Annotated in this window: 10 protein-coding genes and 2 pseudogenes; 7 read left to right on the plus strand and 5 right to left on the minus strand. The window is 64.6% G+C overall.

All coding sequences use genetic code 11. From position 1 onward, the window contains the following. The first annotated feature begins 67 nt into the window (after nt 1-67). A complete protein-coding gene (locus D6M19_RS08310; RefSeq protein WP_123024707.1) occupies nt 68-1,321 on the plus strand; it encodes a glycosyltransferase in 1,254 nt (417 codons plus the stop codon). Here the strand turns inward: D6M19_RS08310 and D6M19_RS08315 are convergent. The 4 genes from D6M19_RS08315 to pks2 are packed head-to-tail and all read right to left on the minus strand — an operon-like array spanning nt 1,312 to nt 12,953. Then, the gene (locus tag D6M19_RS08315; RefSeq protein WP_234834759.1) at nt 1,312-2,049 is read right to left on the minus strand and encodes a glycosyltransferase family protein; all 738 of its coding nucleotides are present in this window, start codon (nt 2,047-2,049) and stop codon (nt 1,312-1,314) included. The genes D6M19_RS08310 and D6M19_RS08315 overlap by 10 nt on opposite strands. Next, a complete protein-coding gene (locus D6M19_RS08320; protein ID WP_123024708.1) occupies nt 2,049-5,195 on the minus strand; it encodes an MMPL/RND family transporter in 3,147 nt (1,048 codons plus the stop codon). Before D6M19_RS08320 ends, D6M19_RS08315 begins: the two co-directional genes overlap by 1 nt. Continuing rightward, nucleotides 5,173-6,615: a condensation domain-containing protein gene (locus D6M19_RS08325; RefSeq protein WP_164478388.1), complete on the minus strand. Its 1,443-nt coding sequence runs from the start codon at nt 6,613-6,615 to the stop codon at nt 5,173-5,175. Before D6M19_RS08325 ends, D6M19_RS08320 begins: the two co-directional genes overlap by 23 nt. Next, complete coding sequence (gene pks2, locus D6M19_RS08330) at nt 6,603-12,953, minus strand: sulfolipid-1 biosynthesis phthioceranic/hydroxyphthioceranic acid synthase (RefSeq protein WP_164478389.1); 6,351 nt, start codon at nt 12,951-12,953, stop codon at nt 6,603-6,605. Before pks2 ends, D6M19_RS08325 begins: the two co-directional genes overlap by 13 nt. Before the next feature lie 177 nt (nt 12,954-13,130). Between pks2 and D6M19_RS08335 the strand changes: the two genes are divergently transcribed. The 3 genes from D6M19_RS08335 to D6M19_RS08345 all read left to right on the plus strand — a co-directional run bounded on the left by D6M19_RS08335 (nt 13,131) and on the right by D6M19_RS08345 (nt 15,504). After that, nucleotides 13,131-13,763, plus strand: coding sequence for a TetR/AcrR family transcriptional regulator (locus D6M19_RS08335; protein ID WP_123024710.1), 633 nt, complete (start codon nt 13,131-13,133; stop codon nt 13,761-13,763). Nucleotides 13,764-13,820: 57 nt separating this feature from the next. After that, complete coding sequence (locus D6M19_RS08340; protein ID WP_234834775.1) at nt 13,821-14,459, plus strand: TetR/AcrR family transcriptional regulator; 639 nt, start codon at nt 13,821-13,823, stop codon at nt 14,457-14,459. Nucleotides 14,460-14,535: 76 nt separating this feature from the next. Continuing rightward, entirely contained in the window at nt 14,536-15,504 is a 969-nt protein-coding gene (locus D6M19_RS08345) for a hypothetical protein (RefSeq protein ID WP_164478390.1), read from the plus strand. Nucleotides 15,505-15,592: 88 nt separating this feature from the next. Here the strand turns inward: D6M19_RS08345 and D6M19_RS08350 are convergent, their stop codons facing one another. After that, the gene (locus D6M19_RS08350) at nt 15,593-16,702 is read right to left on the minus strand and encodes a GGDEF domain-containing protein (RefSeq protein ID WP_234834761.1); all 1,110 of its coding nucleotides are present in this window, start codon (nt 16,700-16,702) and stop codon (nt 15,593-15,595) included. 500 nt (nt 16,703-17,202) lie between these two features. On the opposite strand from D6M19_RS08350, the pseudogene D6M19_RS34780 reads away from it, so the two are divergent. The 3 genes and pseudogenes from D6M19_RS34780 to D6M19_RS08365 form a co-directional block, all read left to right on the plus strand. Further along, nucleotides 17,203-17,441: pseudogene (locus D6M19_RS34780) on the plus strand (CoA transferase); the annotation flags it as partial. 43 nt (nt 17,442-17,484) lie between these two features. Then, nucleotides 17,485-17,832 (plus strand): annotated as a pseudogene (locus D6M19_RS08360) (FAD-dependent oxidoreductase); the annotation flags it as partial. A gap of 414 nt (nt 17,833-18,246) precedes the next feature. Beyond that, nucleotides 18,247-19,239 (plus strand): GGDEF domain-containing protein, encoded by a 993-nt coding sequence (locus D6M19_RS08365; RefSeq protein WP_123024713.1) that lies wholly within the window; start codon nt 18,247-18,249, stop codon nt 19,237-19,239. The last annotated feature ends 318 nt before the right edge of the window (nt 19,240-19,557 follow it).

Genomic DNA, 19,557 nt, shown 5'->3' on the forward strand with positions numbered 1-19,557 from the left:
TGTGTTCGCTGAACACGATATGTTATTTCGCTGATTGCCGTCCTCGATACAATTTCGGAGCAAACAAATGCTATTTGCTATAGCGGCACACGGCACCCGGGGGGACATCGAGCCGTGCACCGCGCTCGGTCTCGAAATGTCCCGGCGCGGGCACGAGGTCCGGATGGCGGTTCCGCCGAATCTCATCGGTTTCGTCGAATCGGCCGGGCTGCATGCGGTCGCATACGGTCCCGACTCGCAGCAACAGTTGGATAGCGAGTTCTTCAGAGAGTTCTGGAGGATCCAGAACCCGGTCGCGCTCATCCGAGCGGGACGGGAGTATCTCGCGCAGGGGTGGGCGGAGATGAGCGCGACGCTGGTGTCGCTGGCGGACGGCGCCGACCTACTCATGACGGCCACCACCTACCAGGAGGTCGCAGCCAACGTTGCGGAGCACTACAACATCCCCTCCGCCGCGCTGCATTACTTCCCGCTGCGCGCCAACGGTCACATCGCCTTTCCCGGCCTGCCGTTCCCTGCGCCGGTGATCCGCTCGGCCACTTCCGCGATCTGGTGGCTGCACTGGCAGATGACGCGGGAGGTGGAAAACCGCCAGCGACGGGAGTTGGGCCTGCCGGAGGCCAGCACGACATCGGGTGAGCGCAGCATGCGGAGAGGAGCACTGGAGATCCAGGCCTACGACAAGGTGTGCTTTCCGGGCCTGGCGCAGGAGTGGGCCGGCTCCAGACCATTCGTGGGTGCTCTGACGCTGCAACTCGATACCGAGGCCGACGACGAGGTGATGGCATGGGCGAAGGCCGGGACTCCGCCGATCTATTTCGGTTTTGGCAGCATGCCCCTCGACACGCCAGAGGACACGATCACGATGATCGCCTCGGTGTGCGCCCAGTTGGGCGAACGGGCATTGATCTGCTCAAATCGCTTGGCTGGCACCAGCTTTACCGGGGGCATGGCGAATGACCGCACGAAGGTCGTCGCCGCCGTCAAGCACGCAGTCGTCTTTCCTGCGTGCAAAGCCGTGGTGCACCATGGCGGGGCAGGCACGACAGCGGCAGGCATGCGGGCAGGCGTACCCACGTTGGTCCTCTGGGTCGGTGCCGATCAGCCGATCTGGGCCGCCGCGGTCAAACGGCTCGGGGTGGGTGAGTCGGGCAGGCTCAACGGCACCACCCCTACATCGCTCGCGGCTGACCTGCGACGGATTCTTCGCCAGGGTTGTGTCGATCGCGCGCACGAAGTCGCGTCGCAACTGACCACGCCCCATGAGAGCGTCGACGCGGCCGCCCATCTATTGGAGCGCCAGCTCGTCTCTCAGGTCTGAAAGTCAACGACTTGCAGGGGATCAAGGAAGCGTTGCCACCTCGGACCCCACACGGTCTGCATCCCGCGCCACATACCCCAGGCGGCGCGGGCGTGGTATCCGCGCCCGAATGCGCCCGATGTCGCCGTCTTGCGGCCGAGGTGATTGATGAACGCCCGTTCGGTCGCATAAATACCACGGCCGGTGCGTAGAGTCCGAAGGCTCAGGTCGACGTCGGCGCCCCACGAGAACTGGCCGAAGGACCGTTCGTCGAAACCGCCCGTCTCGAGCCAGGATTCGCATTTGATGGCAAGTGCAGTGCCATCGGTCATGGGGAGCCTGCGGTACCGATCAACGGGCCGGTATTCCGCGGCGGGGCCTTCATAGGGCACCTCGAGATATTTGTTTGCGCGGCGGTCGTCGTATACGGGCGTGATTAGACCCGCGTCCTTCGGCAACTGTGGGTCGAGGATCGCGGAGACGAATCCTTTTGATATCCGGGTGTCGTTGTTGAGCGTCATGGCGTGGGTGTATCCCTCGGTGAACGCGACGCGGAAAATGAGATTCGACCCGCCGGCCCAGCCGAGATTGCGACCGGGCACGATTACGCGCTCGGTGTGCAGCCGTGGATAGTCACCCCTGTTGTCGACCACCACGTAGTCGGCGCCCTCCCGATCCAGGTCCTCGACGAGCTTGTGGGTGTAGACGTGCTGGCCAAACACCGGAACGCCGATCAGCAGCCGATCCATCAGACTTCAACCTTCGTGACGATCGCGGTTACGTCATACATGTCCAATGCCTCGTCTGCGATTTCCCAGTCTTTGTCGCCCGCCTTCGCGCGGGGCGGTGCCCTGCGGGGTTTTGCGTGCTTCGGCCCTTTGCGGCCGGCGGGGGCTGCGCGAGATGGCCACCAGTTTGTGCTGCCGAGCAAGGCAGCGATGGCGGGCACTGTCACGGTCCGGATCAGGAACGTGTCGAGTAGCAGCCCGATGCCGATGACGAACCCGGCCTGGATCAGGGTACTGATGCTGGCGAACACCAGCCCGAACATCGACGCGGCGAAGATCAACCCCGCAGAGGTGATGACGCCGCCGGTCGAACCTACGGTCCGGATGACGCCGAATCGCACGCCGTGCGGAGACTCATCACGGATGCGCGACATCAGCAAGAGGTTGTAGTCGGCGCCGACCGCCACCAAAAGCACGAACGTCAGCCCGGGAATGCTCCAGTGCAATTGCTGACCGAGCAGCACCTGGAACACCACGACACCGATTCCGAGGGCCGACAAGTACGAGACGACCACCGACGCGATGAGGTACAGCGGTGCGACGATAGCCCGCAACAAGGCGATCAGAATCAGCAGCACCACTGCGATCGTCACCGCGACGATCAGCTTGAAGTCGTAGTTGTAGTAGTCGCGGGTGTCCCGCAGAGTCGCGGTGAAGCCCGACATCGAGATCGACGCATCCGACAGCGTGGTGTTCGGCTGTGCTCCGTGAGCGGTGGCGGTGATCGCGTTGATCTGGTCCATCGCCTGGATGCTGAACGGGTTCAGCGTCGTCTGGATCAGGTACCGGACGGCATGACCGTCGGGTGAGATGAACGCGTCCGCGGCCTTCGTGAACTCTTCTTGGGACAGCATCTGCGGTGGAATGTAGAAACCGGACATCGACGGTGTCGTGGCGTTGAATTTCATCGCGAGCAGCAACGAGGACGCCTGGTCCATGCCAACGCCCATGTGCTTGGTCTGGTCGACGAGCTGCGCAACCCCGTCGGCGAGCTTGCGGCTGGCGTCGGCGAGGGTGTCGGCGCCCTGCTCGAGAGTCGCCAGCCGCGTCGCCACGACGCCCGGCTTGTCCAACCCCATCGACCGCAGCGCCGTCTGCGCGGTGCCGAGTGCGCCGCGCAGCCCGTCGACCGTCGCGTCCAGTCGCTGAGTGCCCTGGGTGCCCTGTAGCCGTTGGGCCAGTTGCCCGATGTCGGCTAGTGTTCCGTTATCGCGGGCCTGGACCAGTCGGCGCAGCTCATCACGGGTGGCACTGCAACTGGAGTCGACGGTGCACAGCGGGCTGAAATCGAGTGCCCTGAGCACGGGGTCTGCCCAGTCGATGTTGTCGGAGACGTTGGCCAGGTTGACGCCGATCGACTCGCCGAGAGCGTGCATGCTCGCGACGAGCTTGGATGCGTCGTCGATGTCATCGAGCGTCTTGCCGCCGCCGAACTGGTCCTGCAACGACGACAGCGCGTCCGTGAGGCCGCGGACGGTCAACACCGCGGATGTCACCTGGCCGCGGACGTCGTCCAGGCCGTCGGCCAGCACGTCGGCTCCCTGACTGAGTTGGTCCAGGTCGCCGCCGCGGTCGGCGATCTGGCGTGAGCCGTCGCCGAGTTGGGCGCCGACCTCTCCGGCCTGGAAAGAAACTTTCGTTTGCTGAAGTGGTTCTCCTGCAGGGCGGGTAATTCCCCTGACAATCGAGATATCAGGTAGCTGAGAAATTCGCTGTGCCATTTGTTCAAGGTCCGCGAGTGTTTCAGATGATCGCAAATCGTGGGGTGAATTGACAAACAGATATTGCGGGATGGTCGAGTTCAGCGGAAAATGGCGGTCCATCGCGGTGTAACCGACGGCACTGTCCACAGAGCCCGGCAAGGTTTTGCGATCGTCGTAGCTGTAATCGGCGAAACCCGCGCATGAGGCGAGCACCCCGAGCACCAACAGGCTGGCGACCAGGTGGGGTATCGGCCGTCGCACAATGCGGACGCCCGCACGCCGCCAGAACCTGGCAGTCATGTCGCGGCGCGGTTTGATCCAGCCGCGTCGACCGGTGAGCACCAGGATGGCCGGAAGAAGCGTCGCCGCGGCGAAGAAAGCCACGGTGATGGAGATCGCGAGCGCGGGTCCGCCGGTGGAGAAGACACCGAGGTGGGCGAACACCATCCCAAGGAACGTGACGGCCACGGTCGCCGCCGATGCCGCGACCACCTTGCCGATCGAGCTCAAAGCTTTGACAACGGCGACGTCCGACGAATCGCCGAGACGCAGGTGGTCGTGGTAGCGACTGATCAGAAAAACGGCGTAGTCGGTACCGGCGCCGACCATGATCCCGCTCATCAGCACGACGGTCTGGTTGGAGATGCCCAGCCCAGTGAGCCGGGACACCGCCGCGACCGCCCCTTGGGCGATGGTCAGCGATACCCCGATCGTCAGCAGCGGCAGCAACATGGTGATCGGGTTGCGGTAGATCACGAGCAGGATGGCGATCACCATCAACGCAGTCGCGATCTCGATGAGCTTGACGTCGTGTTCAGTGACGACACCGAGGTCGGCGACCGTCGCGGCCGGCCCCGTCAGGTTCGCTGTCAGCGTCGAGCCGGCAACCGACGACCGCACGGTCGCGGCGACGTTGTTGTACGCCTCGAGACCGTCGGGGGAGCCGAGGGCTCCCACCAGGCTCGCCGGCAGATACCAGGCCTTGTTGTCCTTGCTGGTCACCACCTCGCGCAACGGCGGCGTGCTGATGAAGTCCTGCAGCGCCACGACATTGCGGGTGTCGGCCCGCAACCTGTCGACAAGTCGCCGGTAGGTGGCTTCGTCCTGCGGGCTCAACCCGTTGTCGTCGGTGAGGACGACCAGCAGAACGTTCTCCGAATCTGAATCGCCGTAGGCCTCGGCCATCGCTTTGGTCGTGACCGTTGTCGGGGCGTCGTCGGGCAGCACCGCCACGGGATGCTCCTGCGACATCTTCGCCAGCGAAGGAACTCCCAGCGAGAGTACGACGGCTACCGCGATCCATAGTCCGATGACCAGCAGCGGCCAGCGCACCACAAACCGCCCCAGGCGTCCGAAAATGCCTGGAATGTCGGCTGTTTCGCTAGGCGACCGAACCGAGCGCACTGCCGGCCGCGGCTCGGGCGTATACGGACTTCAGCACCGACACGTACTCGGTCACCGATTCGTGCGCCACCGGGTTGTCCGGATAGAAGATCGTCACCGATGTCTCGGTTTTCATCCGGTTCACCCACATGCACACCTGGGCCGGGTAGTCGCCGTCGCCATAGACCTTGGCGTTGAGACCGAGCAGGGCCGAGTCGATCATCGCCGACAGCGGAGGCAAGCCGGCATCGAGGAACGACAGCATCGGAAATCCGATGTTCGGCCGGTGCAATCCCAACTCGTCTGGCGCCAAACGCAATACCGTGTCGAATGGCACGAGTGCCAGCTCGGCGCCGGAATCGAACGACACCTGGGCGGCTCGCGCTGTCGCTCCGAAGTATGCCGGGGAGACGGGCACAGTGATCGGAATCATGCCGGTGAACCACCCCGTCGTCATGTACTCCGCGGGGCCGGTGCGCGTGTCGTGCGGCGTTATTGCGTAGTAGGTGTCCTCACCGGTCAACTCGTAGTGTGTGAGGGCGGCGCACGCGAAAACCCCACCGCTGAACCGTGCTCCCGCGGACACGCAGGCATCTTCGAAGCGGTTCATCTGTTGTTCGTCGAGCAACGGCACCGTCATCAGCGCACCGGCACAACCAGGTTTCAGATCACCGGTGGGCAACGGGAACGACGGCATGGTGCCCTGGTTGACCGATGCGAAGTCCAGCCAGGCGCGCACCGGCGGCGACTCGGCGGTGAGCGACGAGGTGTAAATCTGCTGACGCACGCAGAACGCCGCGTAGCTGCCGGCGTCGGGAAGGGCGACGGGAGCCGCTCCCTTTGCCAGCGCTTCATACATCATGTGCACCTCGGCGAAGATCGATCCCATGAACATCGCATCGACATGGAGGTGGTCGACGCTCACACAGAACGTGAAGTGATCGGCGTACTGGATGATCGCAAACCTGAAACAATCCCACTGCAACGGGCTTGGCGTCGACAGCAGGAACTCTCGCCACTGCTGCGGTGACATCTCGCCGTGCTTGGTCGGTACCAGCGTGATGTCGGCGGGACGATTGACGGTGTGGCGGGTGATCTCAGCCCCACCATCGTCGTCGAGATCACCACATTCGAACCAACTGTGATACGTGTCGTGGCGTCGCAGATGTGCGGTGACGATGTAGGACATGGCCCGGACGTCGCATCGTCCCGGAATGTCCCAGGCGGCGATACACAGTCGCGACATGTGGAGGCCGTGCGCGGCGTGCTTCTTGAAGCCTCGCAGATGTTGTGCCTGCATGTAGCTCGGCGGAACCGCGCTGATCGGCGCGGCACGCACCTTGGCCAGCGACGCCGGCGACGGAGCCCACGTCACCACGGAACCGGGGGGCGGCTCCCATGCGTGGATGGTCTCGACGGCGATGTTGCCTAGAGCGACCACGTACTCTCCTTGTTCGTCGAGTGGTGCGCGGGATGACTGCCGGTGGAGCTGAGCGCAGGGGCGTCGGCGGCAAAGGCGTCACACAACATCTCGGCCAATGCTCTGACCGTGGTGATATCGGTTGAGCTGACGCGGATTCCGGTCTCGGTCTCGATGCGAGTCCGCAGTTCCAGGCTGCCCAACGAATCCAGGCCGTACTCCGACAGCTGGCGGTCTGGATCGACCGAGCGACGAAGGATGACGCTCACCTGTTCGGAGACCAGGCGACGAACCCGTGTCGGCCATTCGTCACGCGGCAGCTCGATCAGTTGCGCGCGCAGGCCGGTTGAATCTGTCCGGCCTTGACCCTTCTCGCTGAACACCTCGGCGAACCGGCTGCGCTGAGCAAGCGAGGTCAGCCAAGGACTTCCGATCACCGGGGCGTAGCCGCTGTAGGCGCGGTTGTGACGGATCAGCGTTTCGAACGCGCGCGCACCTTCCTCCGGGGTGATCATCGTCGTGACGCCTCCGTCGGCGAGATGACGGCCACGCCCGATCTGTGCCCATGCCCCCCATGCGATCGCGCTGGCCGGAAGCCCTTGGGCGCGACGCCAATGCGTGAAGGCATCCAGCCAGCTGTTGGCTGCCGCGTAGGGGCCCTGGCCGGGTGAGCCCAGCAGTGCCGCCGCCGAGGAAAAGGAGCAGAACCAGTCCAGCGGCTGGGTCGTCGTCGCGCGATGCAGATGCCAGGCGCCGTAGACCTTCGGTGCCCAGTTGCGGTCGATCAGTTCGTCGGTGATGTTGGTCAGGATCGAGTCCTCTACCACCGCCGCCGCGTGCAGCACCCCACGCACCGCGAGGCCCGTCGCAGTCGCGGTCGCCACCAATCGGTCGACGGTGTCGGCGTTACTGACGTCTCCGCAAACGACGTCGATGTCGCAGCCGTCGGCCCATAGCCTGTCAATGGCCGCCAGCGCAGCGGGATTGGGACGCGACCGCGAATTGAGCACGATTCGTCCGCACCCGGCAGACGCCATCTTCGAGGCGATGAACAACCCGAGGCCACCCAGTCCGCCTGTCACGATGTACGCACCGTCGCTGCGGAACATCGGCGCCTGCTCCGGTGGCACAACCACGCTGGTATGCCCGACCCGCGGGACTGTCAGCAGCAGCTTCCCGTGGTGCTCGGCCGCGCTCATCACGCGGATCGCGGTGGCCGCGTCGTCGAGAGGGTAGTGCGTGCTCTCCGGCAACGGCAGGACACCCTCGGCGGTGAGGCTGTACACGGTGTTCAGCAGATCGCGGATCCTCTCCGGATGCGTTGCGCACATCAGGCCGAGGTCGACGCCGAAGAACGACAGGTTGCGCCGGAACGGGAACAGCCCGAGCCGGGTGTCGCCGTAGATGTCCTTCTTCCCGATTTCGACGAACCGCCCGCCGAACGCCAGCAGTTCCACCCCGGCGCGTTGAGCGGCACCGGTCAGGGAGTTGAGAACCACATCGACGCCGTAGCCCCCGGTATCGCTACGGATCTGCTCGGCGAACGCTGTGCTGCGCGAATCGTAGACGTGTTCGATGCCCATGTCGCGCAGGGCTTGTCGACGCTCTTCGGTGCCCGCGGTGGCGAAGATCTGCGCTCCGTAGGCGCGGCAGATGGCAATCGCCGCCTGCCCGACACCGCCGGTGGCCGAGTGGATCAGCACCTTGTCGCGGGAGCTGACGCGGGCCAGGTCGTACAGGCCGTGCCAAGCGGTGGCATGCGCCGTGGAGATAGCGGCGGCCTGATCATCGCGCAGATTCGACGGCAGTGTCACCGCGACATTCGCGTCACACGTGAGGTATGTCGCCCAACAGCCATTGGGTGACATGCCGCCGACGTGGTCGCCCACGCGATGGGTGGTGACGCCGGGACCCACAGCCGTCACGACGCCTGCAAAATCGGTTCCAAGCCGCGGTTTGACCTTGTCGAAGGTCGGGTAGCGGCCGAAGGCGACGAGCACGTCGGCGAAGTTGAGGCTCGACGCGGTCACGGCGACCTCGATCTGTCCGTTGGCCGGCCTGACCCGCGTTACCGCGGCCAGTTCCAGCGTCTGCATGTCACCCGGAGTGCGGATCTGTAGTGCCATTCCGTCGCGCTCGTGATTGACGACGGTGGTGCGTCGTTCGTCGGGTCGCAGTGGGCTTGGATACAGCCGGGCCGTGTGCCGCGTGCCGCTACGCCACGCCGTCTCGTCCTCGTCACAGTCGCTGAGCAGTTGGTTGGCAACGCGGTCGGCTTCGGTGTGTTCGTCGACGTCTATCTGCGTGACCGCCAGATGCGGGTGCTCGGCGCTGACTACCCGCAGCAGGCCACGCAGGCCTGCCTGCTCCAGGTTGGGGCGGTCGCCCGGTAACACGGCTTGCGCTGCCCTTGTGACCACGAACAAGCGCGGGGCGTGCCCGGTGATGTCCCGGACATCGGGCAGTTGGCGGATGATTCGGACCATGTGCTGGACACAGTCACGACCGCGGACGTCGCACTGGTGCTCCGGATAGTCGTTGCGCGGTTGCGTCACGACGGCAACACCGGTGAAACCGCCCTCGATGAGGGTCTTGCGCAGCCGATCGGCGTTCGTCAAGTGATCTGCGTGCAGTGGCCACGACATCGTGGTGACCTCGGCCTCGTTCAGCTTCAATGCGTCGACCATTTTGCTGGACAGCAGGTCGGGGACATCGGCCGTGCTGATCAGCAACCAATTGCCCGGCGCCTGCTTTGCCTCGGGCAGGTCCTTGGCGTGCCACTCCACCGCCAGCAGTCGTTCGCCGAGGAGTCGGTCGCCGTCGGTGGCGTCGGTCATGCCGGAGCCCATCTGCAGACCTTGGGCGCTCAGCAGGACGGCGCCGTGTTCGTCGAGCAGATCGAGGTCGGCTTCGACAAGGGAACCGTCGGTCGACGTGACCCGCGTGAGGCAGAACTGCGCGGTTCGGGTGGGCCCGTAGGCGCATAGCCTGCGCACCCCGAGTGGAAGCAAAAGCCCACCGCCGCCTGCATTTTGGACGGCCGGGTGTGCCGCCACGGACTGAAAGCAGGCGTCAAGAAGAACGGGATGCATGCCGTAGGCGCGTTGCTCCGCGCGGATGGCGCTCGGCAGCCCAACCTCGGCCAGCACGGTGCTGACCGGACCTTCAGTGGTGTTGGCTGCCGCCAACCCCGTGAAGCCGGGCCCGAACTGCACGCCGCGGCTGTCGAACCACTGGCGCAGTTCAGAGCCTTCGATGCGGCTCGGGTGTCTGGCTTTCAGATCGGTCATGTCGTATGCCGGCGGCTGCTCGGGTACCTCGAGTGCCTGCAGCACGGCGGTGGCGCACCGCGATCGCTGACCGTCCTGGTCGGTCTCGACCACGAACCGGGCGACCCCCGGTGATTCGACCGAAGCCACCGCACCGACCAGCGTTTCCGTATCCAGCAGCAGCATCTCTTCGAATCGGAGGTCGCGCACCCCTGATTCGTCACCGAACATTGTTCTGGCTGCGGCCAGCGCCATCTCGCAATACGCCGCGCCGGGCAGTGCGGCGACGTTGTGGATCTGGTGGTCGGCAAGCCAGGGGAGTGTGCCAGTACCCACATCGGAGTGCCAGGCGTGACGCTCGGGCTCCTCGAGAAGTCGCACGTGCGGCCCCAGTAAGGGGTGAGTTGTGACGGTGTGAGTTCCGGCGGACTTATGTTGGGCGCCATCCGAACTCAGCATCAGCCGCCGGTGCGTCCACGTCGGCAGGGGGGCGTCAACGAGCTTTCCGTGTGGCGCGAGGACGGCCAGATCGATTGCGGCCCCGGCGCAATGCAGATCTGCGACGAAACCCAACAGCCCGTGAGGCAGGTGCTGTTCGCGTCGCATGCTCGCCAGCGCAGCTGCAGGAATTTCCAGGCTCGTCGCGGTCTGGGCAACCGCACGGATCAGCAGGGGATGCGGAGACAGCTCTGCGAAGACCCGGTACCCGTCCTCGAGCGCGGCCTGCACTGCGGCGGCGAATCTGACCGTATGGCGCAGGTTGTCGACCCAGTAGTCGGTGTCGCACACCGGTTCTTCTCGGGGGTCGTATGAAGTTGCGGAGTAATAGGGAATCTTTGGTGTGCTCGGCCTCAGATCCGACAGCACGTCGGCCAGGGCGTCGAGGATCGAATCGACCTGCGGCGTGTGCGAAGCGACGTCGACGTTCACCTCGCGCGCCATCACGTCGCGCTCCTCCCATGCGGCGATCAGGTCGCGGACGGTCTGCGGAGTGCCGCCGATGACCGTCGACTGCGGGGAGGCCACCACGGCGACCACGACGTCGTCGATGCGGCGGGCGGCCAGTTCCTCGTGCACGCGCTGAGCGGGTAGCTCGACAGAGGCCATTGCGCCAACGCCGGCGATCCTGGTGCACAGCCGCGACCGACGGCAGATCACCTTGATCCCATCCTCGAGGGTCAATGCGCCTGCGACGACGGCGGCGGCGACTTCGCCCAACGAGTGACCGATGACCGCACCAGGTCGGACTCCGTGTGAGGTCATCGTTGCGGCGAGAGCGACCTGGAAAGCGAACAGTGTGGGTTGAACCCGGTCGATCCCGGTGACCGTGTCGGCCGACATCATCGCTTCGGTCACCGAGAACGACGATTCCCCGGCGATAAGCGGCTCGATCTCGGCAATCGTGGCGGCAAACACGGGTTCGGTTTTCAGCAGGTCAGCGCCCATCGCAGCCCACTGCGAGCCTTGACCTGAGAACAGCCACACCGGTCCGCGGTCGTCCTGGCCGACTGTGGGCTCGGCGACGGGCGCATCGCCGGTGCCCGCGGCGATGTCGCGTAAGCGGGTGATCAATTCGCCACGGTCGGTGGCGAGCGCGGCGGCGCGCACAGAGCGGTGAGCGCGCCGCCGCGCAAGCGTGTATGCCAGATCGGACAAAGCCACATCTTCGGCGTGGGTCTCGATCCAGTCGGCCATTCGTTGCGCGGTGCGAGCGAGTTCCTGCGCCGATGTCGACGACAAAGGGAACAACAGCGCGGGCAAGACGGCATGTGGGTCGTTCACCTCGTCCGCGGGCTGTTCAGGAGCCTGTTCGAGGATGGCGTGCACATTGGTGCCCGACATGCCGTACGACGAGACAGCAGCGCGGCGTGGTGTCGCGACGTCCAAAGGCCACTGCGTATTCGTCTGCGGCACAAACAGTTTCGTCTCGATGCTTGCGAGCTCATCGGGCAGTCGGGTGAAGTGCAGCGTCTGCGGCACCACCCCGTGTTGGAGCGCGAGGATGGCTTTCATCAGTCCGAGCGCACCCGCCGCCGACTCCGCGTGGCCGAAGTTGGTCTTCACCGACACGAGCGCACACGGGTTGTCGATGCCATAGAGCCGGGCGAGACTGCCGTACTCGATCGGGTCGCCGACGGGGGTTCCCGTGCCGTGCGCCTCGACCATGCCGACAGTCGCAGGGTCTACGCGGGCGACCTCGAGCGCGGTGCGGTATACCGCCGCTTGCGCCTCGAGGGACGGTGTGGCGATGTTGTCGGTGCGTCCGTCCTGGTTCGCGGCGGTGCCGCGAATGACCGCGAGCACCCTGTCGCCGTCACGTGCAGCGTCCTCGAGTCGCTTCAACAGCAAGACCACGCACCCCTCGGAGCGCACGAAACCGTCTGCTGCGGCGTCGAACGAGCGGCACCGCCCACTCGGCGAGAGCATGCCCTGGCCGGACGCCGAGACGTACTTGCGTGGTTCGAGCATTATCATCACGCCCCCGGCCATTGCGAGATTGCTCTCGCCTTCGTGAAGGCTGCGGCAGGCCATATGGACGGCGAGCAGGCTCGACGAGCATGCGGTGTCCACCGTCAACGCCGGACCGTGCAGGCCGAGCGCGTAGGCGATACGCCCTGAGGCCATGCTGAACGCCGTGCCGGTGAACGCATACGCCTGATCGAGGGCACCCGCGTCGCTAGTGACCATGACGTAGTCGTCGTGAGACATACCCATGAACACGCCGGTGGTGGTGTTCGCCATGCGCGCAGGGGTGTGTCCGGCGTGTTCCATTGCCTCCCAACCGGTCTCCAGCAGCAGTCGCTGCTGCGGGTCCATCGCAATCGCCTCGCGCTCGCTGATGCCGAAGAACTCTGGATCGAAACCCGCCACGTCGTCGATGAATCCGCCCCACCGCGACACCGACCTCCCAGGAACTCCCGGCTCGGGGTCATAGAATTCGTCGGCGTCCCAGCGGCCCGCGGGAATCTCGGTCACCAGATCATCGCCGCGCATCAGCGCACTCCACAGCGCCTCAGGAGAATCGATGCCTCCCGGAAGCCGGCATGCCATACCGATAACGGCGATGGGCGTGGCTGGCGCTTTTCTCACGGACGCCCACCTTTCATGTTTGGCTGCCGATGCGAGTCGGAAGCGTAATGGATCTCAGCGCTCGGATGTTACGATTCTCCACACTTCCTAGCGCAGCGCCAGACGTACGGAAAAACTCATACGGGCGTGATATCTAATCGGGGGACGTATTGAGTTGCGGAAGTGGAGAATGCTGTGATGGCTAGCCGGGACCCGACGCCGGTTCCCGAACCGTCAACGGATGCGACAAGCGAGAAGATTCTCGACGCGGCGTTGCAGGTCTTGACCGACTTCGGTTTCAAAAAGGCCACGGTTGAGCTGGTGGCCAAGACCGCGGGCGTCGCACACACGACGGTCTACCGGCGCTGGAGCACCCGAGATGAGTTGTTGCGCGCTGCCGTCATCCGCGAGGTGCACGCCGTCTTCGATGCTGCACTCCGGACCATCGATGACGAAGCAACGTTCGACGACAAGGTGCTCACGGCGTTCATCGAGGTCGTCTGGTCCGTGCACACGCATCCGCTGATGGCGCGCGAGCTGAGAATCGAACCCGAGACGGCGCTTCCGTTGTTGACCACCGCGGCCGCTCCGGTTCTGCCCGGTGCGCTCGACTTTGTCGCGGAGCGGTTGCGCATCGTTGCCGCGGCTAGTGGGGTGCAACTCGACGATCCCGAATCGCTGGCCGACATCCTGCTGCGGCTGGCGCACTCGCTGGTGCTGGTGCCCAATCCCGGCCGGCCGCTTCGCCGAAAGGCCGACGTCGACGCCTACGCTCGGCGTTATCTGCAACCGCTGACCCAATCGGCCGTGGTGACCGGTGTTCGTCCCTGACCACAGGGGTCGCACCCGGCGATCACCGAACCCCAACGGTGAGAACTTGTGACCGCCATGCCGAGCGAGTTCGGTACACCAGGTGCGGTGGCACCAACCTGCGCGTCGGAGCGCATCCTGGCCGCGGCATCCGATCTGTGCACCCTCGTCGGCGTCAAGCACGCGACAATAAGCGACATCGCCAGGCACGCCGACGTCTCCGAGGACGCCATCTACGGGCAGTGGGGGGCGGTTACCGACATCTTGAGCGCGGTGGTCATTCGGGACTTTCGCGCCGGCATCGACGACACCGAATCGCGCGTCCATGCACACGAACAGCTCGAGGACATGATCGCAGAGGCGTTCGCCTCGACTTTCTGGTTCCTCGACAGCCACCCCATCGTCGGTGGCGCGGTGCGCTCCGACGCCGACACCATCTTGCCGGAGGCGCAGGTGTCGATCGCCGCGGTCATCACCGCCGTCACCCGGTGGCTGGTCGACATCATCGGCATGACCGCGCACCGTAGCGCCGGCCTGGTGATCGACGCCGAACTTCTCGAGGAGATAACTACCCGGCTGATCCAGTCGATGCTGTTGGCGCCCAACCTGTCCGGCCCCTCAAACACATTTGTCGCGATTGCCGATTACGCGCGACGGCGTTTCGTCCCGTTGGTCTACGCCATGTGCAGGCCCGGCTCGGGTGGTTGTGGACGATGAGCGAGGACAAGAGATGACGGGGCGTCACCACAGGGGCCCGACCCCGGGCGCCGGGCCGGATGCGCTGGGGAGCGCCGTGAGGACGGCCATCGACGCGGCGCTTGCCGTGACAGACGACAAAGCGACGTTCGAAGACCAAGTGCTCGGCGCGTTCACCGACGTGGTGTGGCGACTGCACATCGAACTCGGAACTGCTGCGGCAGAGGACGAACTGGCGCCGTTGACCGCCGCGGCCGGCCCGGTCCTGCCAGCGGTTATCGACTTCACCGCCCGACGCATCGAGGCGCTAGCCACAGACACCGCCGTGCACCTCGACGACAGTGAATCGTTGGCTCACATCTTGGTGCGAGTGGCGCATGCGGTATTGCTGGTGCCGGACCCAGATCGGCGACTGAGTACTCGGGCCGACGTCAGCGACTACGGCCGGCGCTATCTGGGACCGGTACTGCGGCACGCCGTCGGGGGACCGCCGCGAGGCCTCGATGGGGTTGCCGGGCAACAACTACCGCCGCGGCGGCGGTTCCGCGGGGAAGCGGTGTTGGCCACCTTGATGGCGGCATTGATCGGTTCGGCGGGACTGCTGATAGCGCTGGCGCGGCCGGATCCCCCCTCGGTGACGCCGACCAACCTCACCGGTTCGGTGCCGCAGCCCTCGCCAGAGCCAGACGCGGTCACCGTCCCGACCGTGGCGTCGCCGTCAGCGACCGCCGCACCGCCTGCCCCTGACCCGGCACCGCCGTCTGCCACAGCAGCGCCGACGATCGCGCCGACCGAAGTTCCGACACCGCGAGTTGTTGGTTCCGCACCGACGGTCGCCGACCCCGCCGGTTCCGACGAATCCGATGGGCCGATGGACGAACCCGTCGGTGCGCCGCCGGGTCCGTTGTCGCCCATGCCATCCCGTCCGATCGCGGGCGGCCCAGTCCCAGCGTCGCCTCAGCAACCCACGGTCGCACGGCCGCCCACGTCGAGCCCGTTTATCGGCGGAGGGTCGGGTCCTCGGACGCCCCCGCACTCCGGTGGCGGCCCCGGCGGACCACCGTAGACAACAGCGGTCGCGGCCGCTTGACGGGTTTTAACTCCCGCGCTGGCGCACAGGTCTGGCAGCTGCGGGACCGGGCCGACGACTGAACTCAGCCGTCGGAATCGGCGGGCTGTATGTGGATTGTTGAGTTGCCGCCGTGGCGTTTGGCGTCGAACATCGCATGATCGGCGTGCCCGACGATGGTGTCGAGCAGTGCGGCAGGGTCAATCCCAGGCGCGGCGAAGGTGGCCAGGGCAACACTGGCGACGCCCACGCTGGCGGTGATCGGAGCGTGATCAGCCGGCGCACCGACTGCGGACCTCACCCGCTCGGTGATGCGTTCTGTGTGGCCTGGATCGGTGAGCTCGACGATGACGAATTCCTCCCCGCCGACCCGAGCCACCAATGAGCTGCCGCGAACCGCGGACTTGATCCGTCGTGCACTGCGGATCAAGACCTCGTCACCGACAGCGTGACCGAAGGTGTCGTTGATGCCTTTGAACCGGTCCAGATCAACGACCATCACCAGCAGTTGGGCGTCCTTGGAATGCCCGTCGCGCACCAGGTCGCCGACATGAAGGTGCAGTCCGCGCCGGTTCAGCAGGCCGGTCAGCGGATCGGTGACCGACACGTTGGCGTCGTTGCGCAGAGTCCAGATCCCGAATTGGATCCCCAACGGAGTCGCGACCACACCCGCCGTCGCCATCAACGTTTTGGCGGCGAAGGCGACCCCGTCAAAGTCCCCCCCGCCGACGTGCACGGCAAAGACCGTCGTCGACACCAGTATCCACACCGTATGCAGCGAAAGGACTTTCGGCCCGTCGAAAAACATCAGATAGACGCCGATCAGCGCAAACGCGTTGAACCCGAAGAACGCTCTCAGCCAGTTTGTATCCTGCAGAGCCACCACGGCGATCCCGATATCGCAGGAGACGATGAACCCGATCGACCATCGTCGCGACGGCCACGGCCGACAACACCAGATGCAAGCCCAAAAGATCGTCAAGATGGCAAACAGTGCCGCGACGACGTGAGACGCGATGCTGTCTGAACTGGCGGAGGGCAACTGGATCGCCAGCGAAACGACCGCGACAATCCCCGTCCCAGCGCCGATCATCACTCTGATCGCGTCGGCCATCGACCGCTTGGTGAAATACTGCACCTGGGCTGCATAGTCGACCGGCTCACGCCACCAATCACGGACAAGACGGCCGAACACACCAAAGCTTCTCGAATAGTCCGGCAAACCACACCCCAGCTATTCCTGCAACCAGCCCGCCCTCTCGGGCGGCCAATCCAGCCCTGCTGGACGAGCCAGAGCTGCAATCGAGTCTGGCCAGGATAGCGGTTTTCGCGAACTCGGAAGATACCGGGCTTTGACAGCGAAGATCGGGACACTGTGACAACGGCCGAGTCGGCCAATACTGCGTGGGCCTCCCGCGCTGCTCACCGACGAATCCAGGGCGACCAATGGCGTGTCGCGTGGGTGCGCTGCGTCGTCGGCCACCCGCATGACGGCACACCGCCGCTCGATGTGCTGATCACGCTGCGTTCCAGTACCCAAATGAACAGCCTCCCCGAACTTTTCGTCGTTGAGGAAGCATACCTGTTAATTAAGTGCCACTAGGTCGGCAATATCCGGCCGCGTCTTTCCTGCACGCGCTACGCCGGACATGACAGTGGGCGAGTAATTCCCCCACTGGGCCGAGGTCGAGAGCTGTGCTGCGCTTGGTCGCCGAGGGCGACGTCTTGATCGAAGGGTATCGGCCAGTCACCGCGCGACTCGGGTCCGGCACCGCAGGACTGCGCCAAAGTCGATGAGGGGCTGATCTACGGGCGCATGACGGGTGGGGCCAGGACGGGCCACGTGCGTCACACGCAAGTCATGACAGCAACTACATCTCCCTGACGGCGTCCTGCACGCGATCGGTCGCAAGGGCGAGCGGGTTGTGCCACCACCGGAGGCGGCAAACCGCGAGTGCAGCGTCGTCGGGGGCAACATCCACGCTGTGGACTTACGCCCATGTCCCGCATGGATATTCCGGCGATGCCACCGAGGCGATCGTCGCCCAGATCGAGCGGTTCGCCCCGGGGGTCCGCAAGCGCATCATCGGGATGGCTGTGCGGAGCGCCGTACAGATGGCTGACTACAACCCCAACTTCGGCGGTGGGGACATCATGACCGGCGCCAAGGACATTCGTCAGTTGACTTTCGGTCCGCGTCACCTTGTCGCCCTACAAGGTCGGCGTCCCAGGAATGTATATCTGCTCAGCCGCGACCCACCGAAACCTGGCGCACTCGGGATGTGCGGTGCCGATGCTGCCGATGTCGGGCTCAAGGAACCGTAGGCGGCGAGATCTGTGTGAAGGTCGTGACGTGCGCCGATTCGCGGCCCTGGTGCAGATTTCGTAGGTGGTAGGGGAGTAATCGCACGAGGTTCGAGTAACGTCTTGCCAGCTCTACTCGTTTGAGCAGGCGAATTGCATATTCCGCCGCTCGACCTGATCAGTTGAAAATCCGCCTTGACGACAGTTGTCGTTCGAACATCTGCATCACATTCGAGGCCCTCGGAGGCGATCGGCGGATCAAAGATTACGATCCGCTGCAAAGGGCTGCCCGAGACGTTCCTGCTTCGCGTGATTTGGCATGGTCGAACGTTCTGTCTCACAATCGAGCGGAATGGCGCAATTCGTGGGGCAACCCGGTGATGTGGTGTCGGCCTCGCGGCCGGCGAGCGACTCAGCTGTAGGCAGGTTGTCCTGATGTATCGTCTCACCTCGCTCGCCGGCGCGAATGACCGTTTCTACGGTGATCAGCGACTGCGGTTGTTGCGAATCTTTTTGAGCGCTACGACATTTCTTTATGTGTATGGGGTCGTATTCACGTTGTTTCCGGTGCGCACCGACCTCACCTACGGCAACCCGACCGGAGGGATCATCGCGATCTTCCTCGGGACGGGGGCGCTGGCCTGTCTAACTGTGAAGCCGGATTACGTCATGTTGGCTACCGTCGTTGCGATTGTGGCCACCCCCGTCGTGATGGCCTTTCACGTCACGATGACCGCCGAATACGTCTGCTTGATCGCTCCGATGTTTCTGGCGATGTATCTACGAGCATTTCACCCACCCCGCCAAGCCTGGGCGCTGATCGGCTCGCTCATCACGGCTTGCGTGATCGCCGTCGTTGTCGCACCGGCGCCTCACGTGGGTGTCATTACCGCTCTCATCATCGTCGTTGCGATCACCGGAGCCGCTGAGTCCTTCGGGCTTCTCATGCGTGCGATGTTCACCGCTGCATGCACGGACCCCCTGACTGGCCTGCTCAATCGCGCGGGCTGGGAGATCGCAACGACCGAGCTGCTGGCCCGGTTTCGGGCGACTCCGGTACCGGTCACTGTCGTCGTTCTCGACATCGATGGCCTGAAACTCCTCAACGACACATACGGACACCAAGCCGGCGACCGTCGCATCATGGAGTGCGCGCACCGCTGGGCACGAGCCATTCCTCGACGCGCTGTCTTGGCCCGACTGGGAGGCGACGAGTTCGCCGCCTGCATCGCCGGGGAAAGACCCGAGGTTGTGGAGAAGTTCCTTCGCAGTATCGAGTTAAATACGCCGGGGGTCAGCCTTGGAACGGCTACGCAGACCCCGCTAGACGCCAGCATCGCCGACTTGTATGGACAAGCCGATGCCGCGCTATACCAGAGCCGGGGACGTCCTCTCCGCGATGACTTCGGGGGCGCCGCGAATGCGTAATCGATAATCCGAGGTCGCGATCATCAATCGTTTTTCGCCGTCGAGTCAGCGACTACTTACTCCGCTGGTGACCACAACTCCGACGACATCGCTGACGACAGTTGCATGCCCACCACGTCCGGAGTTCGAATCCCGTTAGCCCCACTTCGCTTGAGCGGGTCAGAGCATGTTCTGAAATGTGGCGGATTCGACGTGACACCCGACAGGACATTTGAGGCGTGGAAGGCAATGCGAGGGGGACCGCGTAATAGTTTGGTGGGTGGTAATCAGAGAACGGCGGAAAGTCGGAGTATTCCGCCAAGACGATCAGACATGATC

This window comes from Mycolicibacterium stellerae (assembly GCF_003719305.1).
GTDB lineage: Bacteria > Actinomycetota > Actinomycetes > Mycobacteriales > Mycobacteriaceae > Mycobacterium > Mycobacterium stellerae.